General features: G+C 71.2%; 25 protein-coding genes and 1 tRNA gene. 10 read left to right on the plus strand and 16 right to left on the minus strand.

From position 1 onward, the window contains the following. The first annotated feature begins 71 nt into the window (after positions 1–71). Positions 72–620, plus strand: coding sequence for a bacterial proteasome activator family protein (locus OG446_RS18225; protein WP_148019789.1), 549 nt, complete (start codon positions 72–74; stop codon positions 618–620). 116 nt (positions 621–736) lie between these two features. Here the strand turns inward: OG446_RS18225 and OG446_RS18230 are convergent, their stop codons facing one another. The 7 genes from OG446_RS18230 to pdhA form a co-directional block, all read right to left on the minus strand. Beyond that, on the minus strand, positions 737–1,726 hold the full coding sequence (locus tag OG446_RS18230) for an NAD(P)H-quinone oxidoreductase (RefSeq protein WP_328895057.1): 990 nt from the start codon (positions 1,724–1,726) through the stop codon (positions 737–739). A gap of 241 nt (positions 1,727–1,967) precedes the next feature. Further along, a complete protein-coding gene (locus tag OG446_RS18235) occupies positions 1,968–3,041 on the minus strand; it encodes a potassium channel family protein (protein WP_328898334.1) in 1,074 nt (357 codons plus the stop codon). 20 nt (positions 3,042–3,061) lie between these two features. Beyond that, positions 3,062–4,639: a molybdopterin molybdotransferase MoeA gene (locus tag OG446_RS18240; protein ID WP_328895058.1), complete on the minus strand. Its 1,578-nt coding sequence runs from the start codon at positions 4,637–4,639 to the stop codon at positions 3,062–3,064. Then, complete coding sequence (locus OG446_RS18245) at positions 4,636–5,484, minus strand: NTP transferase domain-containing protein (RefSeq protein ID WP_328895059.1); 849 nt, start codon at positions 5,482–5,484, stop codon at positions 4,636–4,638. The genes OG446_RS18240 and OG446_RS18245 overlap by 4 nt, the downstream gene beginning before the upstream one ends. 255 nt (positions 5,485–5,739) lie before the next feature. Beyond that, positions 5,740–7,209 carry a dihydrolipoamide acetyltransferase family protein gene (locus tag OG446_RS18250; protein WP_328895060.1) on the minus strand — a complete coding sequence of 490 codons (1,470 nt, stop codon included), beginning with the start codon at positions 7,207–7,209 and terminating at the stop codon, positions 5,740–5,742. Next, positions 7,209–8,240 (minus strand): alpha-ketoacid dehydrogenase subunit beta, encoded by a 1,032-nt coding sequence (locus OG446_RS18255; protein ID WP_328895061.1) that lies wholly within the window; start codon positions 8,238–8,240, stop codon positions 7,209–7,211. The genes OG446_RS18250 and OG446_RS18255 overlap by 1 nt, the downstream gene beginning before the upstream one ends. After that, entirely contained in the window at positions 8,237–9,400 is a 1,164-nt protein-coding gene (gene pdhA, locus OG446_RS18260) for a pyruvate dehydrogenase (acetyl-transferring) E1 component subunit alpha (protein WP_326660076.1), read from the minus strand. The genes OG446_RS18255 and pdhA overlap by 4 nt, the downstream gene beginning before the upstream one ends. A 271-nt stretch (positions 9,401–9,671) precedes the next feature. On the opposite strand from pdhA, the gene OG446_RS18265 reads away from it, so the two are divergent. Continuing rightward, positions 9,672–10,178 (plus strand): Lrp/AsnC family transcriptional regulator, encoded by a 507-nt coding sequence (locus OG446_RS18265; RefSeq protein ID WP_389256959.1) that lies wholly within the window; start codon positions 9,672–9,674, stop codon positions 10,176–10,178. A 36-nt stretch (positions 10,179–10,214) separates the two neighbouring features. Here the strand turns inward: OG446_RS18265 and OG446_RS18270 are convergent, their stop codons facing one another. Beyond that, positions 10,215–10,808 (minus strand): TetR/AcrR family transcriptional regulator, encoded by a 594-nt coding sequence (locus OG446_RS18270; protein ID WP_328895063.1) that lies wholly within the window; start codon positions 10,806–10,808, stop codon positions 10,215–10,217. Positions 10,809–10,960: 152 nt separating this feature from the next. Here OG446_RS18270 and paaN point away from each other — a divergent pair, with 152 nt between their 5' ends. Further along, complete coding sequence (gene paaN, locus OG446_RS18275; RefSeq protein WP_328895064.1) at positions 10,961–12,661, plus strand: phenylacetic acid degradation protein PaaN; 1,701 nt, start codon at positions 10,961–10,963, stop codon at positions 12,659–12,661. A 182-nt stretch (positions 12,662–12,843) separates the two neighbouring features. On the opposite strand, the gene OG446_RS18280 is transcribed toward paaN, so the two are convergent. The 3 genes from OG446_RS18280 to OG446_RS18290 are packed head-to-tail and all read right to left on the minus strand — an operon-like array spanning position 12,844 to position 15,613. Then, a complete protein-coding gene (locus OG446_RS18280) occupies positions 12,844–13,569 on the minus strand; it encodes a TrmH family RNA methyltransferase (RefSeq protein WP_328895065.1) in 726 nt (241 codons plus the stop codon). Beyond that, positions 13,566–14,831 carry an HTTM domain-containing protein gene (locus OG446_RS18285; RefSeq protein ID WP_443050158.1) on the minus strand — a complete coding sequence of 422 codons (1,266 nt, stop codon included), beginning with the start codon at positions 14,829–14,831 and terminating at the stop codon, positions 13,566–13,568. The genes OG446_RS18280 and OG446_RS18285 overlap by 4 nt, the downstream gene beginning before the upstream one ends. Further along, a complete protein-coding gene (locus tag OG446_RS18290; protein ID WP_328895066.1) occupies positions 14,828–15,613 on the minus strand; it encodes a DUF5819 family protein in 786 nt (261 codons plus the stop codon). The genes OG446_RS18285 and OG446_RS18290 overlap by 4 nt, the downstream gene beginning before the upstream one ends. Before the next feature lie 114 nt (positions 15,614–15,727). Here OG446_RS18290 and paaA point away from each other — a divergent pair, with 114 nt between their 5' ends. The 6 genes from paaA (at position 15,728) to OG446_RS18320 (ending at position 20,688) form a co-directional block, all read left to right on the plus strand. Beyond that, positions 15,728–16,825, plus strand: a complete 1,098-nt coding sequence (paaA, locus tag OG446_RS18295) for a 1,2-phenylacetyl-CoA epoxidase subunit PaaA (RefSeq protein WP_328895067.1) — start codon at positions 15,728–15,730, stop codon at positions 16,823–16,825. Further along, positions 16,822–17,112 (plus strand): 1,2-phenylacetyl-CoA epoxidase subunit PaaB, encoded by a 291-nt coding sequence (paaB, locus tag OG446_RS18300; RefSeq protein WP_328895068.1) that lies wholly within the window; start codon positions 16,822–16,824, stop codon positions 17,110–17,112. Before paaA ends, paaB begins: the two co-directional genes overlap by 4 nt. Further along, positions 17,109–17,810: a 1,2-phenylacetyl-CoA epoxidase subunit PaaC gene (gene paaC / locus OG446_RS18305; protein ID WP_328895069.1), complete on the plus strand. Its 702-nt coding sequence runs from the start codon at positions 17,109–17,111 to the stop codon at positions 17,808–17,810. Before paaB ends, paaC begins: the two co-directional genes overlap by 4 nt. After that, positions 17,804–18,319 carry a 1,2-phenylacetyl-CoA epoxidase subunit PaaD gene (paaD, locus tag OG446_RS18310; protein WP_328895070.1) on the plus strand — a complete coding sequence of 172 codons (516 nt, stop codon included), beginning with the start codon at positions 17,804–17,806 and terminating at the stop codon, positions 18,317–18,319. Before paaC ends, paaD begins: the two co-directional genes overlap by 7 nt. Continuing rightward, on the plus strand, positions 18,320–19,378 hold the full coding sequence (locus OG446_RS18315) for a 2Fe-2S iron-sulfur cluster-binding protein (protein WP_328895071.1): 1,059 nt from the start codon (positions 18,320–18,322) through the stop codon (positions 19,376–19,378). A 128-nt stretch (positions 19,379–19,506) separates the two neighbouring features. After that, the gene (locus OG446_RS18320; protein WP_328895072.1) at positions 19,507–20,688 is read left to right on the plus strand and encodes an acyl-CoA dehydrogenase family protein; all 1,182 of its coding nucleotides are present in this window, start codon (positions 19,507–19,509) and stop codon (positions 20,686–20,688) included. Between the two features lie 64 nt (positions 20,689–20,752). Here OG446_RS18320 and OG446_RS18325 read toward each other — a convergent pair whose 3' ends face one another. The 4 genes from OG446_RS18325 to OG446_RS18340 all read right to left on the minus strand — a co-directional run bounded on the left by OG446_RS18325 (position 20,753) and on the right by OG446_RS18340 (position 24,207). Next, a complete protein-coding gene (locus OG446_RS18325; protein ID WP_328895073.1) occupies positions 20,753–21,097 on the minus strand; it encodes a rhodanese-like domain-containing protein in 345 nt (114 codons plus the stop codon). Positions 21,098–21,145: 48 nt separating this feature from the next. Beyond that, complete coding sequence (locus tag OG446_RS18330; protein WP_328895074.1) at positions 21,146–22,201, minus strand: J domain-containing protein; 1,056 nt, start codon at positions 22,199–22,201, stop codon at positions 21,146–21,148. Between the two features lie 58 nt (positions 22,202–22,259). Then, positions 22,260–23,711, minus strand: a complete 1,452-nt coding sequence (locus OG446_RS18335) for a DUF2252 domain-containing protein (RefSeq protein WP_328895075.1) — start codon at positions 23,709–23,711, stop codon at positions 22,260–22,262. A gap of 148 nt (positions 23,712–23,859) precedes the next feature. Beyond that, a complete protein-coding gene (locus tag OG446_RS18340) occupies positions 23,860–24,207 on the minus strand; it encodes a winged helix-turn-helix transcriptional regulator (protein WP_326660046.1) in 348 nt (115 codons plus the stop codon). A gap of 123 nt (positions 24,208–24,330) precedes the next feature. Between OG446_RS18340 and OG446_RS18345 the strand changes: the two genes are divergently transcribed. Continuing rightward, on the plus strand, positions 24,331–24,942 hold the full coding sequence (locus OG446_RS18345) for an FMN-dependent NADH-azoreductase (protein ID WP_328895076.1): 612 nt from the start codon (positions 24,331–24,333) through the stop codon (positions 24,940–24,942). 220 nt (positions 24,943–25,162) lie between these two features. Here OG446_RS18345 and OG446_RS18350 read toward each other — a convergent pair. Beyond that, positions 25,163–25,245, minus strand: a tRNA-Leu gene (locus tag OG446_RS18350). Positions 25,246–25,533 lie beyond the last annotated feature (288 nt).

Below are 25,533 nucleotides of genomic sequence, written 5' to 3' on the forward strand. Positions count from 1 at the left end.
GGAAACGGTGGATCATCCGTTTCCGGGGGCACCACCATGTTGTACGGCGTGTGTGCGAGACAATGGGCGGCATGGAGATGCCGAGGAATGAACGGTCGCAGGAGCACCCCCAAGTCCTCGTAGTGGGGCAGGACGGAATGGCGATCGGCGGCGGTGGCACTGACGACGAGTCGCGTGAGGTCCCGGTGACGGAGATGGTCGAACAGCCCGCGAAGGTCATGCGCATCGGCAGCATGATCAAGCAACTCCTGGAGGAGGTCAGGGCGGCTCCCCTCGACGAGGCGAGCCGGGTGCGCCTGAAGGAGATCCACGCCAGCTCGGTCAAGGAGCTGGAGGACGGCCTCGCGCCGGAGCTGGTGGAGGAGCTGGAGCGGCTCTCGCTGCCGTTCACCGAGGAGTCGGTTCCCTCCGAGGCGGAACTCCGGATTGCGCAGGCCCAGTTGGTCGGCTGGCTGGAGGGCCTCTTCCACGGCATCCAGACGGCGCTGTTCGCCCAGCAGATGGCGGCCCGGGCGCAGCTGGAGCAGATGCGCCGCGCACTGCCGCCCGGCAGCGGTCACGAGGAGGAGGACGGCGGCGCGGACCCGCACGGGCCGCTCCGCTCGGGCCCGTACCTGTAGGCCCCGGCCCGGTCCGGTACGTCCATCGACCCACCGATCCCGCGCGACGGGCCCGGCACACGAGGTTCGTGTGCCGGGCCCTTCGACGTTCCCGCGCTCAGCCGGGTCTCTCCTGTTCAGGCCGTCGCGGGCGCCTGGAGGAGCACCTTGCCGACGTGGGTGCTGGACTCCATCACGCGGTGGGCCTCCGCCGCATCCCGCATCGGCAGCGTGCGGTCCACGACCGGCCGGACGACACCGTCCGCGATCAGCGGCCAGACGTGCTCGCGTACGGCGGCGACGATCGCGGCCTTCTCGGCGAGCGGGCGCCCGCGCAGTGACGTAGCCGTGACGGCGGCCCGCTTGGTCAGCAGGGCGCCGAGGTTCAGCTCGCCCTTGGCCCCGCCCTGGAGACCGATGATCGCGAGCCGCCCGTTAACGGCGAGTGCCTGCACGTTCCGGTCCAGGTACTTCGCGCCGACGATGTCGAGGATGACGTCCGCGCCGGCCCCGTCCGTCGCCTTGCGGAGCTCGTCGACGAAGTCCTGCTCCCGGTAGTCGATCAGGATGTCGGCACCGAGCTCGGCACAGCGCGCCAGCTTCTCGGGTCCGCCGGCGGTCACGGCGACCTGCGCGCCGACCGCCTTGGCCAGCTGGATCGCCATCGTGCCGATACCGCTGGACCCACCGTGGATCAACAGCGTCTCGGCGGGGCGCAGATGGGCCACCATGAACACGTTGGACCAGACGGTGGCCGTCACTTCGGGCAACGCCGCGGCCAGGGTGAGGTCCAGGCCTTCGGGTACGGGGAGCAGCTGCCCCACGGGGACGGCGACCTTCTCGGCATAGCCGCCGCCCGCGAGGAGCGCGCAGACCTCGTCGCCGACCGACCAGCCGACGACGCCGGGGCCGAGGGCCGAGATACGGCCCGCGCACTCCAGGCCCGGGTACGGGGAGGCGCCGGTCGGCGGGTTGTAGAAGCCCTGCCGCTGGAGCACATCGGCCCGGTTGACCGCGCTGGACACGACGTCGACGAGAACCTCGCCCTCGCCGGGTACGGGATCGGGCACCTCGGCCCACACGAGCGCCTCGGGGCCACCGGGTTCGGGGATCGTGATCGCATGCATGGCCGCGAGGCTACTCCGTGGACGATGGAGGGCCACGATGCACGGTGCCGCGGGGCGGGTCGGGTCGGCGGCGGGGCGGGGCGGGACGCGTCGGCGCGGCGGATCAGCTGCGGGGCCGGGCGGGGCGGGGGGCGCGGATCAGCGGTGGAGCCGGGCGGGGCGGCGGGGCGGATCAGCGGTGGAGCCGGGCGGGCCGGCGGGGCCGGGAGAGCAGGACAGTGTCCGTTCCGGCCCGCTCCGGTCAGCCGCGCGGGGCCGCCTGCGGCGGGTGGTTCAGGGGTGGCTCGTTAGAGGCACGCACGATGGTGATCAGCCGGTCCGTCAGCTGCAGGGGGCTCGCCGCCGGATCGTCGTACCCCAGCAGCCGGTGGCCGCGCAGGACATTGACCACGAGGTCGTCGGTCTCCCGGACGCTCTTGCCCACCTCGGCCTTTATCACTGGACGTTCGACGAGATCGAGCCCGCTGCCCTGCTGGATCAGGTCCTCCATCACCATGCCCGCGCTGGGGCTGAGCACGGAGAGTCCCAGCAGCCGGCCCGCGGCACTGGCACTGGTGATCACGGCATCGGCGCCGGACTGCCGCAGCAGCGGGGCGTTCTCCTCCTCACGCACCGCGGCCACGATCTTCGCGCCACGGTTGAGCTGACGTGCGGTCAGCGCGACCAGGACCGCGGTGTCGTCGCGCTGGGTGGCGATGATGACCTGACGTGCCTTCTGCACCTCCGCACGCAACAGCACATCGCTGCGCGTCGCGTCCCCGAGCACCCCGGTGAAGCCCTCGGCGTTGGCGATCTCTATCACCTTGGACGCCGGGTCGACGATGACGATCTGGTCCTTCCGCAGCCCTGTGGCGCACAGGGTCTGGATGGCCGAACGGCCCTTCGTACCGAAACCGACGACGACGGTGTGGTCACGCAAGTTGGTTCTCCAACGCTTCAGCCGGAAGTCCTCGCGGGTCCGTTCCGTGAGGACTTCAAGGGTGGTGCCGACCAGGATGATGAGGAAGAGCACGCGCAGCGGTGTCACGAGCAGCACGTTCATGAGCCGGGCGCTGTCGCTGTACGGGGTGATGTCGCCGTATCCGGTGGTGGAGAGGGTGACCGTCGCGTAGTACACCGCGTCCAGGAGGTCGACCTTGCCATCGGCGGCGTCGTGGTAACCGCCCCGGTCGATCCAGACGATCAGCACCGTGGCGGCCAGCACCGCCAGAGCCATCATCAGCCGCTTGGCGACCTGACGGGCCGGACCGTCGACGACCCGCCGCGGGAGCATCACCCGGGTCGGGACGACCTGCTCGTCGGCGCGCCTGGCCATCGCGTCATGGCCGGGAAGTTTCACGTGAAACACCCTTCAGTCCACGGCGTCGCCGGGGCCCACGGTAGATCGAGGATCTCCACCTCGGTGCCGGACCGTACCCCGCCCGGCCCCACAACAGCCAGCCCGTCCGCGGCAGCGACGCCGCGCAGCATGGCAGGACCGTTGTAATGCAGGGGTACGACGTGATCCGTGGCCCCCTCGGTTCCCGTGCTGTCGCGACGAGTTGCGGAACCGGAGGCCGGTCCGGGGGCACCGGCGGCACGGTGGACCACGGGGACCAGACGGGTGTCCTGCGGATGGCCGTGCACGTCGTCGCGTACGGCCACTCGGTAGGGTGCCTCGGCGGTGCGGCCCGCCAGCTCTCTGAGCAGCGGTTCGGCCAGGGTCAGCAGTCCGGACACGGCGGCCAGCGGGTTGCCGGGCAGGCCGACGAGACAGGGCCCCGCGGCGCCGAGCCGGGCCAGCAGCATGGGGTGACCGGGGCGGACGGCAACCCCGTCGACAAGCAGCTCGGCGCCGATCCGGGCCAGCACGGGGTGCACATGGTCGACGGGTCCGGCAGCGGTACCGCCGGTCGTGACGATCAGGTCGGCCTCGGAACCGGTGAGCGCCTGCCGCAGGGCTTCCGCGTCGTCGCCGAGGCGGCGCGGGGCGGAGACCTCGGCGCCCAGGGCACGCAGCCAGGGGCCGATCATCGGGCCGAGAGCATCCCGGATCAGCCCGTCGTGCGGGAGCCCGGCGGTGAGGAGTTCATCGCCCAGGACGAGTACGTCGACACGCGGCCGGGCCCGGGTCGGCAGCTCGTCGTATCCGGCGGCCGCAGCCAGGCCGAGGACTGCGGGCGTCACCAGCGTTCCGGCAGGCAGGAGTTGGTCTCCGGAGCGGCACTCCTGTCCGCGCGGCCTGATGTCCTGGCCCGGGTTGACCTGCCGCTGTGCGTACAGCAGCCCCTTGGCTTCGTCGGCATGGGCGTGTTCGCTGCGGATGACCGCGGTGACGTCCGCCGGGATGCGGGCGCCCGTGGCGATGCGGATGGCGTCGCCGTCGGGGAGCGGGGCGGGTGTGCCATGGCCGGCGAGGATCCCGTCATCGTCCCGGACGGTCCACGGGCCCGGCCCGGCGACGGCCCAGCCGTCCATGGCGGAGGTGTCGAACGACGGCAGATCGGTGAGCGCGGCCAACGGCTCGGCGAGCACCTGGCCGAGCGCCTGGTCGAGAGGAAGCCGCACGACACGGGCAGGAACGGCGCGTCCGGCCCTGGTGGCAGCGGCACGGGCCTCGCGCCACGGGGTCGCCCGGACATGCCGGTGGGTGGGGGTGGCCGGGTTGGGCATGGTCGAGGTGGGCTTGGTCGAGGTGATGGGGTCCTCGTCGCGCGGGGAGGCGGACGGCGCGGTCCGGGGCCGGTCCGCGGACTCGGGACGGTCCCCGGGCGGGCCTGCGGCCGCGGATCCCGGTCCGGATCCGGGCGCTCCCCCCGCACCGGCCCAAGGAGGTGCCTGCCGGCCGACCAGCGCGAGGGCCTGCGCGACGGCCCGCTCCTCGTCGGCCTCGGCCGCGCTGTCCCGTTCGGCGTTGCCGCCGTGGCCTGTCATGGCGTCTCGGTCTCGTCCGCCCACCGGACGGCGAGCGCCGCGGCCTTCCGCGCGGCCTCGGCCACTGCCTCCGGGCCGCCACCGTCCGCGCTCGCCTTCGCCGCCGCGTAGCCGACCAGGAAGGTCGTCAGGGGTGCGGCGGGGCGGGCGACGCCGTGGGCGGCATCGCGGGCGAGGTCGAGCAGGACATCGGTGTCGACGTCGAGCTCGATGCCCAGTTCGTTCTTGACTGCGGTGATCCATTCGTCCAGCACGGTCCCATGCTCCCTGATCCGGGCCCGGGCCGAGGCGATGTCCTCCCAGGTGTCGCAGTCGAACGAGGCGAGTGGGTCCGCCGTCACCCTGGAGAGCGTCAGTTCGTGGGTGAGCAACCGAAGGGGCAGGCCGGCCAGAGTGCCGTGCTCGGTGGCGATGAGTGCCAGTTCGCGGCGCAACGGCTCCGCGCGGTAGACGGCGACCAGCGGCTGGTCCCGGCCGTCCCGGTCGGTGCACACAGCACCCTCGACGTCCCCGTGACCGGCCGCTTCCAGCAACGCGCCGACCGTGTCCGAGCCCAGGAACGGCAGATCGGCGGAGAGCACGAGTACGCGCTCCGCCGCCGTGTGCCGCACCCCCGCACCGAGTGCGGCCAACGGGCCGCCGCCCTGCGGCTCTTCGCGCGTCCAGGTCACCGCGCGTGCGGTGGGCCGTCGTCCTCCCACCACCACGGTGGTCGCGGCTCCGGCACAGGCGCCGAGCACCCGGTCGAGCAGCGCACGGCCGCCGACCCGGACCCCGGGCTTGTCGGCACCGCCGAGCCGCTTGGCGGCTCCTCCGGCGAGAACGATGGCGTCATACGCGGTCATGCCCCGAGTATGCGTGCCCACCATCCAGCGGGTCCTCCCGGTCCGCGTTGTGGTGGATCAGGGCCGTCCAGGTTCCGGTGGCTCAAGACCGCCCACGTTGTGGTGGATCAGGACCGTCCAGGTTCCGGTGGCTCAAGACCGTCCACGTTCCGGTGGATCAACGCGGAACGGGAAGGAGCCCCTCAGCACCGGAGCCCGGAGCCCTGAGCCCAGAGCCCGCAGGCCCCGCACGGCCCTGTACCTCTCCCGCCTCGCCTACAACGTCCGCAGCAGCACCGCCGGCTGTTCCACGCAGTCGGCCACGTAGCGCAGGAAGCCTCCCGCCGCACCGCCGTCGCAGACCCGGTGGTCGAAGGTCAGGGACAACTGGACGACCCGTCGCACGGCCAGTTCGCCCTCGTGCACCCACGGCTTGGGGACGATCCGGCCGACGCCGAGCATCGCCGCCTCCGGGTGGTTGATGATCGGCGTCGATCCGTCGACGCCGAACACCCCGTAGTTGTTGAGCGTGAACGTGCCACCCGTCAGCTCGGCCGGCTTCAGCGTCCCCGTCCTCGCCGCCTCGGTCAGCCGGGCGATCTCCGCCCCGATCGACTCCGCGTTGCGCGTCTGCGCGTCCCGGACGACCGGGACGACCAGTCCGCGCTCGGTCTGCGCCGCGAAGCCCAGGTGGACCTCCGGCAGCCGCACGATCTCGCGCGCCTCCATGTCCACCGTGGAGTTGAGCTCGGGGTACCGGGCCAGGGCAGCCGTACAGATACGGGCGAGCAGGGCCAGGACCGAGACCTTGGGACCGGCACCCGGACCGCCGGCACCGTTCATCGCCGCCCTGGCCGCCATCAGCTCGGTGGCATCGGCGTCCACCCAGCATGTGGCATCCGGGATCTCGCGCCGGCTGCGTGCCAGCTTGTCGGCGACGGCACCCCGTACACCGCGCAACGGAATCCGCTCGCCGGCGGAACGTGCCACGGGTCCGTTCGTCACCGCGGGACTCGCTCCCGGCGTCACTGCCGGAGCGGCGACGGGAGCCGACGCCACCGACCGGATGGCGGACTCGACATCGGCGCGCAGGATCAGCCCGTCGGGCCCGGATCCGGCGAGCTGCCGCAGATCGAGGTCGTGCTGCCGAGCAAGCTTGCGCACCAGCGGGGAGACCACGGGGACCGGCCCCCGTACGTCGTCCGCGACCCGCGCGGAGCCCGCGGCCTCGGCCGACGGCGCGGCAGCCGGGGCGGACACGGCAGGAGTGGCAGCGGACGCGGCAGGAGCGGCGGCGGACGCGGTGGAAGCCGAAAGGCCCTCCGGCCGGACCCGTCGGCGCCGCACCGGCGGCGCCCCCGTCCCGTACCCCACCAGCACGTTCCCCGACCCGGACGGCTCCGAGTCGGCGACCGACGCACCTGAACCCGTACGGGAACGCGCACCGGAACCCGCACCGGATCCCGCACCGGTCGGCGTCTGCGACCCCGACGGTTCCACGGTCCCGACCGCGACCGTCAGCAGCGGGTCCCCGACGGGGAGTTCGGTCCCCTCCTCGCCGAACCGCGCGGTGACCACACCCCCGTACGGGCAGGGCACCTCCACCAGCGCCTTGGCCGTCTCGACCTCGACGACCGGCTGGTCGATGGCGACGACATCGCCGACCTCCACGAGCCAGCGCACGATCTGCGCCTCGGTCAGCCCCTCGCCAAGATCCGGAAGCTTGAATTCAAGTACCTGGGCCATCAGTTGTTCGCCTCCCACTGCAGTCGTGCGACGGCGTCGAGCACCCGGTCCACGCCCGGCAGATGGTGGCGCTCCTGCATCGGCGGCGGGTACGGGATGTCGAAGCCGGCGACGCGCAGCACCGGTGCCTCCAGGTGGTGGAAGCAGCGCTCGGTGATCCGGGCGGCGATCTCGCCGCCCGGGCCGCCGAAGCCGGTGGACTCGTGGACGACGACCGCGCGACCGGTGCGCCGCACGGACGCGGCGACGGTCTCGTCGTCGAACGGCACCAGTGAACGCAGGTCGACGACTTCGAGGTCCCAGCCCTCCTCGACAGCGGCCTGCGCCGCCTCCATACAGACCGGCAGCGACGGTCCGTACGTGATCAGCGTCGCGCTGCGCCCGGGACGGCGTACGACCGCCCGCCCGATGGGTTCGACGACGGCCGGTGCCTGCGGCGACCAGTCGGACTTCGACCAGTAGAGCCGCTTGGGCTCCAGGAAGACCACCGGGTCGTCGGACGCGATCGAGGCCCTCAGCAACCCGTACGCGTCCTCGACCGTGGCGGGGGTGACGACATGGAGACCCGGGGTCGCCATGTAGTACGCCTCCGAGGAGTCGCTGTGGTGCTCGACGCCGCCGATGCCTCCGCCGTAGGGGACCCGGACCGTGATCGGCAGCGGCATCGCGCCCCCGGTCCGGTTCCGCATCTTGGCGACATGGCTGATGAGCTGCTCGAACGCCGGGTACGCGAAGGCGTCGAACTGCATCTCGACCACGGGCCGGAGCCCGTACATGGCCATGCCGACGGCCGCGCCGAGAATGCCGGCCTCGGCCAGCGGGGTGTCCGTGCACCGCTCGTCGCCGAACTCCTTCGCCAGACCGTCGGTGATCCTGAAGACCCCGCCGAGCGTGCCCACGTCCTCACCGAGGACGTGCACGGAGGGGTCCTCGGCCATCGAGTCGCGCAGCGCGCGACCGAGTGCCTGCGCCATGGTCGCGGGCTTGGCCTTCGCCGTCCGCTCCCCGTCCGTGGCCGCTGCCGTCGTCATCGCCCCGCACCCCTGTCGTCCGTGCCGTGCTCGTCGTGCTCCGCGTCCAGCTCCACCCGCAGGCGGGCCGCCTGCTCGCGCAGCTGCGTCGTCTGCTCCGCGTACACATGGGCGAAGAGGTCCATCGGGTCGAGGACCGGGTCCGCGTTCATCCGCTCCCTCAGCTGCGCCGCCATCCGCTCCGCGGCCGCGCGTGCCTCCTCGATGCCGTCGTCGCCGAGCAGCCCGCGCCCGGTCAGTTCGCGCTCCAGGAGCTGCACCGGATCGTGGGCCCGCCAGGCCTCGACCTCGCTGTTCCCCCGGTAGCGCGTGGCGTCGTCCGCGTTCGTGTGCGCGTCCATGCGGTAGGTGACGGCCTCCACCAGCGTCGGACCGCCACCGCTCCTGGCCCTCGCCACGGCCTCGGAGAGGACCTGGTGCATGGCGGCCGCGTCATTGCCGTCGACCAGCCGTCCTGGCATTCCGTACCCGACGGCCTTGTGGGCCAGGGACGGGGCCGCGGTCTGCTTGGCCAGGGGCACGGAAATGGCGAAGCCGTTGTTCTGCACGAGGAAGACGACAGGGGCCCGCCAGACGGCCGCGAAGTTCAGTGCCTCGTGGAAATCGCCCTCGCTGGTGCCGCCGTCACCGACCATGGCGAGCGCCACCACGTCGTCCCCCTTGAGCCGCGCCGCGTGGGCCAGGCCCACGGCGTGCGGAAGCTGGGTGGCGAGCGGGGTGCACAGGGGGGCGATGCGGTGCTCGCGCGGGTCGTACCCGGTGTGCCGGTCGCCGCGCAGCAGGGTCAGGGCCTCGACCGGGTCCAGTCCCCGCGCGACGGCCGCGAGCGTGTCGCGGTAGCTGGGGAAGAGCCAGTCCCGCTCCTCCAGCACCAGGGCGGCCGCGATCTCGCAGGCCTCCTGCCCGGTGCTCGACGGATAGACGGCGAGCCTGCCCTGCTTGGTGAGGGCCGTCGCCTGTGCGTTGTACCGCCGGCCGCGTACGAGCTCCGCGTAGAGCCGCAGCAGCAGCTGGGGGTCTGCCTCGGCCGCGGCGTCCGTACCGAGCACGCGGTACGGCTCGGGGTCCGGGAGCAGGGGCGCGGGATCGGTGAGCGGCTTCCAGGCCGGGGGCGGCGTGGGCCGGTAGGCGGCCGCGCCGGGCAGCTCTTGGACCGTCATGACAAGCACCTCCTGGCGTCGAGGGGTATCGAGCGACATCTGGCGGCATCGGGGTGACCGATGCCGAGGGGCGTTGATATGTGTCGAATCAACCAAAGCTGAGCGAGGCGCGCATGTGGTGCCATGTGGTGTGCCTCACCTACCGATTGTTCGGTCGCGAGCGCATTTTGGCTACAGGCACCGTCAGCCTGTGGACAAACGGTTCTCCACAGCCTGGGATGGGGACAGGTCGTCCAGGACGGGGAGGCACGGGAACATGGCAGCTGAACAAATGGCCGACGGGGGCGAGGGGCCGGGCGGAGTTCCCCCGGCACGCCCGCTCGACGCCGTCGACGGCGCCATCCTCCGACTGCTCCAGACGGACGGCCGCGCCTCGATACGGTCGGTCGCCGACCGCGTCCACGTCTCGCGGGCCAATGCGTACGCCCGTATCAACCGGCTCATCGACGACGGCGTGATCCGCGGCTTCGGCGCACGGGTGAACCATGAGCGGGCGGGGCAGGGTGCCTCCGCATACATCACGCTCAAGATCGTCCAGAATTCCTGGCGCACCGTGCGGGAGCAGCTTCAGGCGTTGCCGGGCGCCACGCACATCGCGCTGGTCAGCGGCGATTTCGACGTCCTGCTGCTGGTGCACACCCCGGACAACCGGTCATTGCGCGAGCTGGTCCTGACGAGGATCCAGGCCATTCCGGAGGTGCTTTCCACCCGCACCCTGCTGGTGTTCGAGGAAACGGACCTGACCCCCGGATCCGACCGCCCCACGGAACTCACCTGAGCGAGGCCCCCCGGCCACCGGCTCTGCTCCCGGGGCTCAGCGGCTGGACTTCATGCCTTCGAAGGCCAGCTGCACGACGGTGTCGGCGAGCCGCACCCCCTCCGCGCCTCCGTCCGACAGCGGCCGGAACCACTCCACGAGCGAGTTGACCATCCCGAACAGCAGCCGCGTCGCGAGCCGTATGTCCACGTCGGAGCGGAGGTCACCGTCCGCGACCGCCGCCTTGAGCAGTTCGGCCACGCGCTGGTCGAACTCTCGGCGCCGCTCCAGGGCCCAGCGCTCGGTCTTCGTGTTGCCCCGCACCCGCAGCAGCAGCGTGACGTAGGGCAGTTCGGCTATCAGCACCTCGACGGTCCGACGCGTGACGTACTCGACGCGCTCGATCGCACGGCCCCGGGTCGCGCCCGGCTCGTCGAGGATCCCGAAGAGCCCGTCCAGTGCCCGGCTGACCGCGCGCCGCAGCAGCTCTTCCTTGCCGGCGACGTGGTGATAGATGGACGACTTCGAGATGCCTGCCGCCTTGGACAGGTGCTCCATCGAGGTGCCGTCGTAACCGCGCTCGTTGAAGACACGGACGGCGACGGTGAGCAGAGTCTCCGGGGTGTACGTGTCCCGCTTGGCCGTGGTCATGCCCGCGATCCTCCCCTACGCGTCGGACCGACCGGCAAATGGGGGGCGGTCTTGTCCACAGGTTTCGCGGGCCCTCTTGTCCCGACCGATCGTTCGGTTACTCTAACTCTGTCCGCCCGTCCCTGCCCAGCTCGATGAGGAGTTGGTCCGTCATGGCCGCCGAGCTCTCCCCGCACCTGCTGTCCGAGAGGCACCGCCCCACGCTCGACCGGGCCCTCGACGCGATCCGCACGCGTGCCTACTGGTCGCCGCACCCCGAGCACCCGAAGGCCTACGGCGAGGGCGGCGCCCCCGGCAGCCTGGGCGCCGCCGAGGGCAAGGCCGCGTTCGACGCCGTGCTGCACACACGTCTCGATCTGGACCAGCCGGGCACCGACGGCTGGACGGGCGGCGAGATCTCTCCGTACGGCCCGGAGCTGGCCGTCGAGTATCCGCACGCCGACCTCGACGTGCTGCTCCCCGCGATGCGTGCCGGTATGCCCGCCTGGCGCGAGGCCGGCCCGGAGACCAGGGCTCTGGTGTGCCTGGAGATCCTGGCGCGGATCAGCGCCCGCACCCATGAGTTCGGCCACGCGGTGATGCACACCAGCGGGCAGGCCTTCATGATGGCGTTCCAGGCCGGCGGCCCGCACGCCCAGGACCGCGGTCTGGAGGCGGTGGCGTACGCGTACGAGGAGCAGATGCGCGCGCCCCGGAGCGCCGACTGGTCGAAGCCGCAGGGCAAGCGCGACCCGATCGACCTGCACAAGACGTTCACCGCGGCCGGACGTGGCATCTCCCTGCTGATCGGCTGCAACACCTTCCCCACGTGGAACGGCTACCCGGGCCTCTTCGCCTCCCTGGCCACCGGCAACCCGGTCCTGGTCAAGCCGCACCCCCGGGCAGTACTCCCGCTGGCCCTGACCGTGCAGGTGGCGCGTGAGGTCCTCACGGAAGCGGGCTTCGACCCCAACCTGGCAGCGCTGGCCGCCGAGCGTCCGGGCGAGGGCATCGCCAAGACCCTGGCGGTCCGTCCGGAGATCCGGATCATCGACTACACCGGCTCCACCGCGTTCGGTGACTGGCTGGAGGCCAACGCCCGCCAGGCCCAGGTGTACACGGAGAAGGCCGGCGTCAACACGATCGTCGTCGACTCCACGGACGACTACCGCGGCATGCTGGCCAACCTGGCGTTCTCGCTCTCCCTCTACAGCGGCCAGATGTGCACCACCCCGCAGAACCTCCTGATCCCCCGGGACGGCATCACGACGGATGTCGGCGACAAGTCGTACGACGACGTGGTCACGGACATCGCCGCCGCGGTCACCGGACTTCTCGGCGACGACGCCCGGGCGAACGGCCTGCTCGGCGCCCTGGTCAACCCGGACGTGAAGGCCCGCCTGGAGGCGGCCGCACAGCTGGGCGAGGTGGCACTGCCTTCACGGGAGGTGACCAACCCGGACTTCCCCGAGGCAGTCGTCCGTACCCCGCTGATCGTCAAGCTCGACGGCAGCAAGCCAGACGAGGACTCGCCCTGTCTGGCGGAGTGCTTCGGCCCGGTCTCGTTCGCGGTCGCCGTCGAGTCGACGGCGGAGGCGGTGGAACTGCTGCGCCGCACGATCCGCGACAAGGGCGCGATGACGGTCGGCGCGTACACCACCTCACCGGAGGTGGAGCGTGCGGTGGAGGACGTCTGCCTGGACGAGTCGGCCCAGCTCTCCCTGAATCTGACCGGCGGGGTGTACGTCAACCAGACGGCGGCGTTCTCCGATTTCCACGGCTCGGGAGGAAACCCGGCGGCGAACGCGGCCCTGTGCGACGGCGCTTTCGTGTCCAACCGCTTCCGCACCCTGGAAGTCCGCCGCCAACGCTGAACCCCGCAGATCCAGCCCCTCCGGCGTTGAGGAGCGGGGGTCCGGGGGCGGAGCCCCCGGTTACGGGAAGGGGCGGGGAGGGGACAAGTCCCGCCGCAGGCGCACCCCACCCTTCCCGCACACCCGCGCCCGCCGGGCCACCCAGGGCGCCGGGTGCCCCGGGCGGCCCAGGGGCCGGAGCCCTACGCCCCGCCCCCCGGAATATCCGCATACCGCTGCACCCACGCATGCATCGCAATCGCCGCCGCGGCCCCCGCGTTGATGGACCGCGTCGACCCGAACTGCGCGATCGAGCACACCATCGAGGCGTGCTTGCGGGCCTCCTCCGTCAGCCCCGGCCCCTCCTGCCCGAAGAGCAGCACACACCGCCGCGGCAGCTCGGTCCGCTCCAGCGGAACCGCGCCCGGAAGGTTGTCGATGCCGATGATCGGCAGCCCTTCGGCCGCCGCCCAGGCGGTCAGATCCGCGGTGTCCGGGTGGTGACGGACATGCTGGTAACGGTCGGTGACCATCGCTCCGCGACGGTTCCAGCGCCGCCGCCCCACGATGTGCACCTCCTTGGCGAGGAAGGCGTTCGCGGTGCGTACGACGGAACCGATGTTGAAGTCGTGGCCCCAGTTCTCCACCGCCACATGAAAGTCGTGCCGCCGCAGGTCGAGATCGGCGACGATCGCCTCCCGGGTCCAGTAGCGGTACTCATCGCCCACATTGCGCCGGTCGCCGTGGGCGAGCAGCTCGGGGTCGTACCGCTCGCCCACGGGCCACGGCAGCGGATGCGGCCCGACGCCGATCTCCGTACCGAACCCCTCGTCGTACTGCGCGGCATCGTCCGTCGCCGACGCCGCGGACGGGTCGGCCACCCCACCCGCACCATCGGTGCTGCCTGTACTGCCTGTCTCGCTGCTCACCCGACGAGCGTATGGCCCTCACCGTCACGGCGCTGCGGTGCCTCCCGGTCCTGCGGACCTTCCTGCGCTCCTTCCTGGGCCACGGCGGCCGCACCGTCCCGCGGCCCCGGCACCTTGCCGCGCCGGCGCAGGAGCAGATCCCGGCCGTGCGCCGCCCGCCCTTCGAGCCACATCAGGAAGACGGTCGGCAGGAAGACGGCATCCGCGGCGATCATGGCCATCGAGAAGAAGGGGAGCCCCAGCAGCAGGGCGATACCCGCGTGCTCGCAGATCATCAGGACGAGCAGCACGTTCTTGACGCGCCGGTTGAACAGCGTGAAGGGGAAGGCGACCTGCACGGCGACGGTGGCGTACGTCAGCACCATCACCATCACGCCGCTCGACGCGAGCAGGTCGGAGAGACCGGGCCACGGGGTGAAGTAGTCGAGATTGAGCGGGTAATAGAGCGCCGTGCCGTCCTGCCAGCGCGACCCCTGGATCTTGTACCAGCCCGCGGTCGCGTAGATCATGCAGACCTCGGCCATGATCACGACGAGTGTGGCGTTGTGGGCGAGGTTGGCGATGACGTCGAGCAGAGTGCGCGGCTCGCCGTCCGGTGCGTACCGGTTCACCGCCCACCAGGCGCCGTGGCCGATCCACAGGATCCAGAAGAGGGCCGGCAGCCAGGTGGTCCCGCCCAGGCTGTCCGTGACCGTGGCGCCGCAGAGTACCGCCCCGAAGGCCACCCACAGCAGCGGACCGGCCACACCCGCACCGCCCGGTGCGGAGTCCGCGCCGGGCGAACGCCGCACACGGCGGGCGTCCAGGGACCAGACCTGACCGCATCGCGTCAGTACCAGGTAGATCGCCATCAGGTGGATGACGTTGTCGCCGCCGTCGCCCATGAAGATGCTGCGGTTCTGCAGGGAGAGCACGCCGACCATGAAGAGGACGGACATGGCCCGGGTGTGCCAGCCAACCATCAGCAGGGCGGAGGCGACCAGCGCGAGCACGTACACGATCTCGAACCAGACAGCGCTGTCCGACCACATCAGCGTGGTGAAGGCCTGGTTGCCGGAGATGAGCTGCTGTGCCATGTCCCAGCGCCACGGGGCCTCGGGGCCGTACATCTCGTGCCGGTGCGGAATCTCGCGCAGCAGGAACAGGAAGTACGTGGCGGAGATGCCGATCCGGATGACGGCGCTCTGGTACGGCCCCAGGGAAGCGGCCGTGGCGCGCTGGATGCCGCGGGCGAGCATGTGGTCGGAGCCGGGTGTGCTCACTGGTCCGCCTCCTTGGAGGTGGCCGAGCCCTCGGGGAGATCGGCCGCGGTGACGGTCCACCAGGGCAGTACCCGGTAGGACGGCCTGGTGCTGATCTTCTCGCTGCTCCACGCGGGGGCCGCCACGGAGCGGGTCTCGGACCGGACCTGGATTCTCAGGACGTCGCCGCCGTAGTCGTGCTCACTGAGGCGCAGCATCACGATGCGCCGAATGTACTGCTCGGAGAGTTTGCCGCGCAGTCCGTTGGCCCGGTTCTGGCTGTCGTGCGAGCCGAGATAGAAGTCCCAGCCCCGGCGGAGTTCGTTCTGCTGGACATGGCTGGGCAGCAGATTGCCGCGTATCGCCTTGCGGTCCTCGCCCGACAGGCTCATCCAGGGGGTGGTCCGCCGCTTGTCGGGGCCGGATATCTCGGCGCGCACGTGCACGGCGATGTTCTGCTGCAGGGGATTGGGCGCGAAGAGCTTCCAGTTCTGCTCGAACTCGGGATAGATCCACTGGTCCACCGCCTCGCCGTGCTGCTTGGTCAGCGTGTTGGACGGGGCGACGTGCAGGAACACCATGGCCAGTTGCACGCAGGCGATGAGCCCGATCACGGACAGTGCGACAGCGGCGACGACCTGGTACGGAAACGAGAGCCCGGCCATACCTGCGCGCGGCTCGGGAACGGTCCGCGCATCGGGGCCGGCCCCGCTCCCGTCCCCCTCGCTGACACCCCCGTCGATGCCCCCGTCGACGCTCCCACTGACGCCCCCGCCGACGCCCTTGTCGTCGTACGAATCCATCCCGCCCCGATCCCCGTCGATCCCGGTCAGTTATCCACAGGGTTGACACCCTACGGGCCGCAGACTCACCATTGAAGACATTGAACCGAACGATCGGTCGGTAGGGAGTCCGGGATGGCGGCAGTGACTGCGGGCCAGACAGCGCAGGCGGCAGCAGGCAGTACCGATGGGGCGGACGGGGCTCTGGAGGCAGCCTTCGACGCCGCGGTCGCGGCCGACGAGCGCATCGAGCCACGGGACTGGATGCCCGACGCCTACCGCGCCTCGCTGGTCAGGCAAATGGCCCAGCACGCCCACTCCGAGATCATCGGCATGCAGCCGGAGGCGAACTGGATCACCCGCGCCCCCTCGCTGCGCCGCAAGGCCATCCTGATGGCCAAGGTGCAGGACGAGGCGGGACACGGGCTGTACCTCTACAGCGCGGCGGAGACCCTCGGCACGGGCCGCGAGGAACTGCTCGACAAGCTGCACGCGGGCCGCCAGCGGTATTCCTCGATCTTCAACTACCCGACCCTGACCTGGGCGGACGTCGGCGCCATCGGCTGGCTCGTGGACGGCGCAGCGATCACCAACCAGGTCCCTCTCTGCCGCTGCTCGTACGGCCCCTACGCCCGGGCGATGGTCCGTATCTGCAAGGAGGAGTCCTTCCACCAGCGCCAGGGCTACGAACTGCTGCTCGCGCTCAGCCACGGGACACCGGCGCAGCACGAGATGGCGCAGGACGCCGTGAACCGCTGGTGGTGGCCGTCCCTGATGATGTTCGGCCCCCCGGACGACGCCTCGTCGCATTCCGCCCAGTCGATGACCTGGAAGATCAAGCGGCATTCCAACGACGAGCTGCGGCAGCGCTTCGTGGACATCTGCGTCCCGCAGGCCGAGGCCCTGGGCCTCGCGCTCCCCGACCCGGACCTCCGGTGGAACGAGGAGCGCGGTCAGCATGATTTCGGGGCGATCGACTGGACGGAGTTCCAGGAGGTCCTGAAGGGCAACGGGCCGTGCAACGAACAGCGCCTCACCCAGCGCCGCCGGGCCCACGAGGAAGGCGCCTGGGTCCGGGACGCAGCCGCCGCATACGCACAGAAGCACACGGACACACCGCAGCACACGGACGCACCGCAAACGGAAGCACTGAACACGGCCGTACCGACCGCGGCTGTACCGCCTGCCGCCGCATCGGGTGCCGCTGTGTCGAACGGGGAGGCGACAGCATGAGCAGCTCGACCGACTGGCCGCTGTGGGAGGTGTTCGTGCGCTCGCGGCGCGGGCTCTCGCACACCCACGCCGGCAGCCTGCACGCCCCGGACGCCGAGATGGCCCTGCGCAACGCCCGCGATCTCTACACCCGGCGCTCCGAGGGCGTCTCCCTCTGGGTGGTGCCCTCGAACCAGATCACGGCATCCTCCCCGGACGAGAAGGACACGTTCTTCGAACCGGCGGGTGACAAGCCCTACCGGCACCCGACCTTCTACGCCATCCCGGACGGGGTGAAGCACCTGTGACCGCGGCCCTCGCTCTCGGCGACGACGCGCTGGTGCTCTCGCACCGGCTGGGCGAGTGGGCGGGCCATGCCCCCGTGCTGGAGGAGGAGGTGGCCCTCGCCAACATCGCCCTGGACCTGCTGGGTCAGGCGCGGATCCTGCTCTCCCTGGCGGGTGACGAGGACGAACTGGCGTACCTGCGCGAGGAGCGCGCCTTTCGCAACGTTCAGTTGGTCGAGCAGCCCAACGGCGACTTCGCCCACACCATCGCCCGTCAGCTGTACTTCTCGGTCCACCAGCACGGCCTGTACGAACAGCTGGCGGCCGGGGACGGCGAGTTCGCCGGTCTGGCGGCCAAGGCCGTCAAGGAGGTCGCCTACCACCGCGACCACGCCGAGCAGTGGACCCTGCGTCTCGGGGACGGTACGGCCGAGAGCCACGCACGCATGCAGCACGGGGTGGATGCCCTGTGGCGCTACACCGGCGAACTGTTCCAGCCCGTCGAAGGAATCGACGTGGACTGGCAGGCGCTGCACAGCCGCTGGCTGGACTCCCTCACCACCGTGCTGGAGCGGGCCACGCTGACCGTGCCGACCGGACCGCAGACCGGCGCCTGGACAGCGGGTGCCGGCCGGCAGGGCATCCACACGGAACCCTTCGGCCGGATGATCGCCGAGATGCAGCACCTGCACCGCAGCCACCCGGGGGCGTCATGGTGACGTGGACAACTCTGGAGGAGGAGCTGCGCAGCCTCGCGGGCGCCGTCCCCGATCCGGAACTGCCCGTACTGACCCTGGAGGAGCTGGGTGTGCTCCGGGGCGTGGAGGTACTTGCGCCCGGCCGCGTCACGGTGCGGCTCACCCCGACCTACACCGGCTGCCCAGCGATAGAGACCATGTCCACGGACATCGAGCGCGTGCTGTACGACCACGGCATGACCGAGGTCTCCGTGGTCACCGTCCTCTCCCCGGCCTGGTCCACGGACGACATCAGCGCGGAGGGCCGGCGCAAGCTCGCCGAGTTCGGCATCGCGCCTCCCCGGCCGCACGACGCCGCGACCGCCGCCGCGGCGGCGGCAGGGCCCGTGCCGGTCGCCCTGTCGGTGCGCTGTCCGCACTGCGGCTCGACCGACACCGAGCTTCTGAGCCGGTTCTCGTCGACCGCCTGCAAGGCACTGCGCCGCTGCGTGTCGTGCCGTGAACCGTTCGACCACTTCAAGGAGTTGTAGATGTTCCATCCGCTCCGGGTCAGCGCGATCGAGCGGCTCACGGACGATTCGGTGGCCGTCACCTTCGCCGTTCCGCCGAAGCTTCGCGAGACCTTCCGCCACAAGCCCGGCCAGCATCTCAACGTCCGCTACACGGTCGACGGCGAGGAGATCCGCCGCTCGTACTCGATCTGCGCACCGGCCACCGAACAGCCGGCCGACCCCGCGCTTCGCGTGGGCATCCGGCTCGTCGACGGCGGCGCGTTCTCCACGTACGCACTCAAGGAACTGGCGGTCGGCGACCAGGTCGAGGCGATGCCGCCGATGGGCCGCTTCGTGCTCGCACCGCGCGCCGGGCAGTTCGCGGCGATCGTCGGCGGGAGCGGCATCACCCCGGTGCTGTCCATCGCGGCGACCCTGCTGGCCCGCGAGGCCGACGCCTCGTTCTGCCTGATCCGCAGCGACCGGACCGCCGCCTCGACCATGTTCCTGGACGAGGTCGCCGACCTCAAGGACCGGTACCCGGACCGGTTCCAGCTGGTCACCGCGCTCTCCCGGGAGGAACAGCAGGCGGGCCTTCCCTCCGGCCGGCTCGATCGCGAAAGACTCACCGGCCTGCTGCCGGCCCTGCTCCCGGTGGCCGGGATCGAGGGCTGGTACCTGTGCGGTCCGCTCGGCCTGGTCCGGGCCGCCGAAGGCGCGCTGCACGGTCTGGGCGTCGACCGGACCCGCATCCACCAGGAGATCTTCCACGTCGAGGACAGCCCGGATGCCTCCGCGCGGCCTCGGGTCGACGCTTCGGCACACAGCACGCTCACCGCGACCCTGGACGGCCGCTCGGGCACCTGGCCGGTGCAGGAGGGCGATTCCCTCCTGGAGACGGTGCTGCGCAGCCGTTCCGACGCGCCATACGCCTGCAAGGGCGGGGTCTGCGGGACCTGCCGGGCCTTCCTCGTCTCGGGAGAGGTGCGGATGGACCGCAACTTCGCCCTGGAGCCCGAGGAGACGGACGCGGGGTACGTGCTGGCCTGCCAGTCCCATCCGGTGACGGGGGAGGTCGAGCTCGACTTCGACCGCTGACCCGAGGCGGCGCACGCGCCCCGTACCCCGCACCGCGCCCGGCCTGTTCCCTTCTTGTAGAACCTGTTCTATCTTGACGCTCCGTCAGGTCGGGCTACGGGCACAGCGGTTCGCGGGAGGCCAGGACAGTGGACTTCACCTTCACCGAGGAACAACAGGCAGCCACCGAGGCAGCGCGGGCGGTCTTCTCGGGCGTCGCCCCCGATGCGGTTCCCAGCCCCGCCCTCGTCCCGGGAGCGGTCGCCGAGGACATCGACCGTCCGCTGTGGGCCGGGCTCGCCGCGGGCGACCTGCTGAGCCTGACGCTGGCTCCGGAGCATGGCGGGGCGGGCCTCGACCTGGTCGCGCTCTGCCTGGTGCTGCGTGAGTCCGCGAAGGTTCTCGCCCGGGTCCCCCTGCTGGAGACGTGCGCGGTCGCGATGGCGGTCCAGCGTTACGGCGACCAGGAACTGGCGGCCGAGTTGCTGCCCCGGATCGGCCGGGGAGAGCTGGTTCTCACGGTCGGCGCCAACGGCCGCACCGGCCACGACCCGGCCGAACTCGCCGTCACCGCACGCCCGGGCGGCGACGAAGAGGGCAGCAGCGGCAGCGGGGGCGGGGGCAACAACGCAAGCACATCCTGGGTACTGGACGGTGTCCAGTCGGCCGTGCCGTGGGCTCAGGCAGCGGACTGGATCGCGGTGCCCGCCCACGCCGGGGACGGCCTCGCCGTGCTGGCCCTGATCCGCCGCGACGACGACGGTGTCACCCTCGCGGAGCAGGTCTCCACCAACGGTGAACTCTTCGGCGAGGTACGGCTGGACGCGGTCCGGATCGAGCCCCGCCGGCTGATCGACGCCGCCGATGCCTGGGAGTGGCTGCGCTCCGTCCTCACCACCGGAACGTGCGCGCTCGCGCTGGGCCTCGGCGAGGCCGTACTGGCCATGACGAGCCAGTACACCGGCAAGCGCGAGCAGTTCGGCTTCCCCGTCGCGACCTTCCAGGCCGTCGCCGTGCAGGCCGCGGACCGCTACATCGACCTGCGGGCCATGGAGGTGACCCTCTGGCAGGCGGCCTGGCGGATCGCCGTAGGCGGGGCCGGTGCGCTGCCACCGGCAGGCGATGTCGCGGTGGCGAAGATCTGGGCGTCCGACGGGGTCCGCCGGGTCGTACAGACGGCACAGCACCTGCACGGCGGCTTCGGCGCGGACACCGACTACCCGCTGCACCGCTTCCACGCCTGGGCGAAGCAGATCGAGCTCTCCCTCGGCCCGGCAGCGGCCCACGAGGAGGCCCTGGGCGACCTGCTGGCCGCCCACCCCCTCGGCTGACACCACCGGGGCAGAGCGGACGGACTTCGAAGGCACCCCAAGGCCGGGCAGGGCCCGCGCGCGATCAGGCGACGAAGGCGGGCGCCCCGTTGTCGGTGACCATCGGGCGTCCCGCACCGTCCCAGGCGAGCATGCCGCCGTCGATGTTCACGGCGTCAATGCCCTGCTGCACCAGGTACTGGGTGACCTGGGCGGACCGGCCGCCGACCCGGCACATCACGTGCACGCGCCGGCCGTCCTCCACCGCCTCGGTCAGTTCTCCGAACCGGCCCACGAAGTCGCTCATAGGAATGTGCAGGGCGCCGTCGACATGCCCGGCCGCCCATTCGTCGTCCTCCCGGACGTCCAGCACGAAGCCGTCCACCGGCACCGCGTTGACGGCGACCGCGGGAAGCGGGGCGAAATTCATGGGTCATGCCTTCTCTCGTTCACATGCGCACCGAAGTCACCGGAAACGCTACTGCAGACCTGACAGCTCGGCCTCACGCTGCGAGACCTCACCCAGCAACTGTTCGGCGATCTCCTCCAGCAGGTGATCCGGATCGTCCGGAGCCATTCGCAGCATGGCGCCGATCGCGCTCTGCTCCAGCTCCTGGGCGAGCACCGTCAGCAGTTCCTTGCGCTGCGTCAGCCAGTTCAGCCGGGCGTACAGCTCATCGGCCTCGCTGAGCTCCGCCGGGGCCACCACCGGTCCGGCCGCCCACTCCTGGGCCAGTTCCCTGAGCAGCGCCTCGTCCCCGCGCCCGTAGGCGGCGTTGACGCGCGTGATGAACTCGTCGCGCCGGGCCCGCTCCTTCTCGTCCTGGGCCAGGTCGGGATGGGCCTTGCGGGCCAGCTCGCGGTACAGCTTGCGTGCCTCGTCGGTCGGCCGGACCCGCTTCGGCGGCCGGACCGGCTGCTCGGTCAGCATCGCCGCGGCCTCGGGCGACAGACCGTCGGAGTCGATCCAGTCGTGGAACAGCTCGTCGACCCCCGGCATGGGCATCACGATCGCCCGTGCGTCCTGCGCCTTGCGCAGATCCTCCGGATCGCCCGACCTGGCGGCCCGGGCTTCCGCGATCAGTGCGTCGAGCTCGTCCAGCCGTGCGTACATCGGGCCCAGCCGCTGGTGGTGCAGCCGGGAGAAGTTCTCGACCTCGACCCGGAACGTCTCCACCGCGATCTCGAACTCGATGAGGGCCTGCTCGGCCACCCGCACGGCATGCGCCAACCGCGCCTCGGGACGCGCCTGCTCTCCGCCCACAGCGCCCGCGCCGCCCGCGCCGCCCGCGCCGCCCGCGCCGCCCGCGGCAGCATCGTCAGTCGTTCCACCGGTCACGTCACCGGTCGCAGCGTCGTCTACGGGCACACCACCGTCACCGGGCGCACCGGAATCACGTCCGGTGCCGGGCCCGTCCGTTTGCGCCTCGTCCTGCGCCTCGGCCACAGGGCCGGGCCGCTCGTCCTGCGGGGCGTCGTCCTGCCGGGCATCGTCGTTCCGGGTGGTCGGCACCCCGGCGGCTTCGTGGGTCACCCGTCCAGCGTATGGCCACGGCCGGGGTGCCGAGGACGCACGGTCGGCGCAGCGGACCTCACACCCCGGTTTCGGCGGCTATCCGCCCTGCTCCGACCGCCCGCACCAGGTCCGCGTGGTCCGCCTCGGTACGGTCCGCGTAGGTCACCGCGAACGCCGCGACCGCCTCGTCCAGCTCGTCGTTCTTCCCGCAGTACCCCGCGATGAGCCGTGGATCGGCGCTGTGCGCATGAGCCCGCGCCAGCAGCGCACCCGTCATCCGCCCGTAGTCGTCGACCTGGTCGGCCGCCAGCGCCGCAGGGTCCACGCTGCCCTTCCGGTTCCTGAACTGCCGCACCTGGAACGGCCGGCCCTCCACGGTCGCCCAGCCCAGCAGGATGTCACTGACGACCTGCATCCGCTTCTGCCCGAGCACCACCCGGCGCCCCTCGTGCGCCACCTCGGGCACGACGAAGCCCACTGCGGGCAGATAGGGCGCCAGCACCGACGGCCTGGCCTCCTTCACCTGAAGGACCAGGGGCTCGCCCCGGTGGTCCAGCAGCAGCACCACGTACGACCGGGTGCCCACGCTTCCCGTGCCGACCACCCGGAACGCCACATCGTGGATCGCGTACCGGGCCAGCAACGGCACCCGGTCCTCCGAGACGGTGCCCAGATAGTCGCCCAGCCCCGCCGCCACGGCCGCCGCCTCCGCGTCCGGCACCCGGCGCAGCACCGGCGGCGCGTCGACGAACCGGCGTCCGCCGTCCCCGGAGCCCTCCGTGGACTTCGCGGCGAAGCGGGCGCTGGTGTTGTTGCGCGCCTTCTCCGAAACCCGTTCCAGGGTGCCCAGCAGGTCCTTCGCGTCCGTGTGCGAGACCAGTTCCTCGTCCGCGATGGCGTTCCACGCGTCGAGCGCGGGCAGCCGCGCCAGCAGCCGCATGGTCCGCCGGTAGGCGCCGACCGTGTCGTACGCGCCCCTGCGGCAGGTCTCCTCGTCCGCACCGGCCTCGCGGCCCGCGAGCACCAGTGAGGTGGCGAGACGCTTGAGGTCCCACTCCCAGGGGCCGGCCACGGTCTCGTCGAAGTCGTTCAGGTCGATGACCAGACTGCCCCGGGCGTCGCCGTACAGCCCGAAATTCGCCGCGTGCGCATCGCCGCAGAGCTGAGCGGCCACCCCGGTGACGGGCGTCCCCACCAGGTCGTGGGCCATCAGGCCCGCCGAACCCCGCAGAAAGGCGAACGGCGTCGCGGCCATCCGTCCCACCCGTATCGGTGTGAGACCCGCCACCCGGCCCTGATTCGACTCCTCGACCGCCCGCACCGCGTCGGGCCGCCCGGCCGGCAGCACCAGTGAGGCGTGGGAGGAGCGGGGCACGCTCCGGCGCAGCGCCTTGCCGGCCTCTCTCGGCGACGGCGGTGCGGTCCGGTCGTCCGGGGCCGCACGGTGGGCGAACCCGGGCACGACGGGAATGCGTGAACCGTCCTTCGCGGCCCGCTGTACCGGCAGTGTCGCTTCGATCTCGCTCATGGCGCGCAGCCTCCCCCGACCGCACCCGGCGCCGCCGTCGGCGTCCGGCGTCCCGGCCCAGCATCAACTGCCGCAGACGGTACCGCTGTCCACTCCCGCCCCGCCCTCGGGCTCCGCGAGCCCGGCCCGATCCAGACGAAGACAGTCCCTAGCAGCCGCCGAGGTCGTCCTTCAGATGGGTTTCGGCCCAGCTCCCCAGTTCCTTGAGGGCGGGCTCCATCGCGGCACCGGCCTGCGTCAGGCGGTACGACACCCGCAGCGGCGGCCCCTCGTCGACCTCGCGGACCACCAGCCCCGCCGCCCCGAGCTCGGTGAGCCGGTCCGAGAGCATGCGCTCGCTGATGCCCGGAATGGCCCGCCGCAGATCGGCGAAGTGCACCGGCTGCTGCATCAGCACGGAGACGATCGGCCCGGTCCAGCGCTTACCGAACAGCTCGAAAACGCGGCTGATGCCCACGTCCACCCGCCTGCACGCCTGCTCGCTGTGATCCGCCATACGTCCAGAGTACTGCGTGGACGTGAGGGACTTACTATTCGTAAGCCACTATGTTATTACTAGGTACGTACGAAATATTGGACCGCTCACCGGCCCTCCCCTCACCGACTTACGGAGACCCTCATGGCCACCCTCCTGCACCTCGATTCCGCCGTCTTCCCCGAGGGCTCCGCCTCTCGCGAGGTCACCGCCGCCTTCGTGCAGACCTGGCTCGAGCAGCACCCCGACGGGAAGGTCGTCTACCGCGACCTCGCGGCCGAGCCCCTGCCGCACCTGGACGCCGAGGCCGCCGCAGCCGGTGCCGCACACCCTCTGCGGGGCGAACTCGCCGCGGAGCTCTCCGCCGCGGACGCGGTCCTGATCGGCGCCCCGATGTACAACTTCACGATTCCGTCGACGCTCAAGGCATGGCTCGACCACGTGATCATCGTCGGCCACAACGCCGGCCCCGACAGCCCGGTGGCCGGCACTCCGATCACCGTCGTCGCCAGCCGTGGCGGCTCGTACGCCGCGGGCACCCCGCGCGAGGACGCCGAATTCGTGCAGAACTATCTCGCGACGCTGCTGACGTCCATGTTCGCCGCCGAGGTCGACTTCATCGTGCCGGAGCTCACCCTGGCCCACAGCAATCCGCAGATGGCCGAGCTCATCCCGCTCGCCGACGCCTCCCGCACCAAGGCACTCACCGACGCCTCCGAGAAGGCCAAGGCCCTCGCCTCCCGCCTCGCCGCCTGAGCAGGGCGCGACAGCAGGGAGGGGCCGGGGTCCACAGACCCCGGCCCCTCCCTGCGAATCGGACGTTTCACGTGAAACCAAACACCCGGAACCTCTGCCCGAGCCGGCCCGGAACCCCTGACCGGACCAGAACCGGACAAGCACCGCCCCAGCACCGGACAAGTCCGGGCCAGAACCGAAGAAGCCCCACAGGTCAATGACCTGTGGGGCTTCTCTCTTGTGCGCGAGGGGGGATTTGAACCCCCACGTCCCTAAGGACACTGGCACCTGAAGCCAGCGCGTCTGCCGTTCCGCCACTCGCGCATGAGTGGTGTTTCCAGACTCTCGCTTGTTGCTGCGAGCGCCTGGCGACAAACGGAAGATTAGCACGCTGGACAGGGTGGATTCACATCCGTTTGTTTCGCCGAACGTCCCGAGGGAACCGGGAACCCGGAGCCGCCGCCCCCCACTCCTCCTGAGTGCACCCAAGGTGCGGGACACTGTCAGGAGACCGCCTCTACGATCCGTGTGAGGGGGGACACTCCTCCACAGTGCAGACAAGGGGAACCAGCCGATTTCCCTACGCGTGGATACGATCAGTAAGCAGTACAG

It is taken from the genome of Streptomyces sp. NBC_00236, assembly GCF_036195045.1.
Lineage (GTDB): Bacteria > Actinomycetota > Actinomycetes > Streptomycetales > Streptomycetaceae > Streptomyces.

Excerpts from the sequence above, each read along its gene's own strand:
- OG446_RS18255 (WP_328895061.1), bottom strand. The coding sequence starts at position 8,240 with ATGACGACGGCAGCGGCCACGGACGGGGAGCGGACGGCGAAGGCCAAG.
- OG446_RS18315 (WP_328895071.1), top strand. The coding sequence starts at position 18,320 with ATGTTCCATCCGCTCCGGGTCAGCGCGATCGAGCGGCTCACGGACGAT.
- paaB (WP_328895068.1), top strand. The coding sequence starts at position 16,822 with ATGAGCAGCTCGACCGACTGGCCGCTGTGGGAGGTGTTCGTGCGCTCG.
- OG446_RS18265 (WP_389256959.1), top strand. The coding sequence starts at position 9,672 with ATGGCCGACGGGGGCGAGGGGCCGGGCGGAGTTCCCCCGGCACGCCCG.
- OG446_RS18245 (WP_328895059.1), bottom strand. The coding sequence starts at position 5,484 with ATGACCGCGTATGACGCCATCGTTCTCGCCGGAGGAGCCGCCAAGCGG.
- OG446_RS18250 (WP_328895060.1), bottom strand. The coding sequence starts at position 7,209 with ATGGCCCAGGTACTTGAATTCAAGCTTCCGGATCTTGGCGAGGGGCTG.
- paaN (WP_328895064.1), top strand. The coding sequence starts at position 10,961 with ATGGCCGCCGAGCTCTCCCCGCACCTGCTGTCCGAGAGGCACCGCCCC.
- OG446_RS18335 (WP_328895075.1), bottom strand. The coding sequence starts at position 23,711 with ATGAGCGAGATCGAAGCGACACTGCCGGTACAGCGGGCCGCGAAGGAC.
- pdhA (WP_326660076.1), bottom strand. The coding sequence starts at position 9,400 with ATGACGGTCCAAGAGCTGCCCGGCGCGGCCGCCTACCGGCCCACGCCG.
- OG446_RS18240 (WP_328895058.1), bottom strand. The coding sequence starts at position 4,639 with ATGACAGGCCACGGCGGCAACGCCGAACGGGACAGCGCGGCCGAGGCC.
- OG446_RS18345 (WP_328895076.1), top strand. The coding sequence starts at position 24,331 with ATGGCCACCCTCCTGCACCTCGATTCCGCCGTCTTCCCCGAGGGCTCC.
- OG446_RS18270 (WP_328895063.1), bottom strand. The coding sequence starts at position 10,808 with ATGACCACGGCCAAGCGGGACACGTACACCCCGGAGACTCTGCTCACC.
- OG446_RS18230 (WP_328895057.1), bottom strand. The coding sequence starts at position 1,726 with ATGCATGCGATCACGATCCCCGAACCCGGTGGCCCCGAGGCGCTCGTG.
- paaD (WP_328895070.1), top strand. The coding sequence starts at position 17,804 with ATGGTGACGTGGACAACTCTGGAGGAGGAGCTGCGCAGCCTCGCGGGC.
- paaA (WP_328895067.1), top strand. The coding sequence starts at position 15,728 with ATGGCGGCAGTGACTGCGGGCCAGACAGCGCAGGCGGCAGCAGGCAGT.
- OG446_RS18340 (WP_326660046.1), bottom strand. The coding sequence starts at position 24,207 with ATGGCGGATCACAGCGAGCAGGCGTGCAGGCGGGTGGACGTGGGCATC.
- OG446_RS18325 (WP_328895073.1), bottom strand. The coding sequence starts at position 21,097 with ATGAATTTCGCCCCGCTTCCCGCGGTCGCCGTCAACGCGGTGCCGGTG.
- OG446_RS18235 (WP_328898334.1), bottom strand. The coding sequence starts at position 3,041 with ATGGCCAGGCGCGCCGACGAGCAGGTCGTCCCGACCCGGGTGATGCTC.
- OG446_RS18290 (WP_328895066.1), bottom strand. The coding sequence starts at position 15,613 with ATGGATTCGTACGACGACAAGGGCGTCGGCGGGGGCGTCAGTGGGAGC.
- OG446_RS18225 (WP_148019789.1), top strand. The coding sequence starts at position 72 with ATGGAGATGCCGAGGAATGAACGGTCGCAGGAGCACCCCCAAGTCCTC.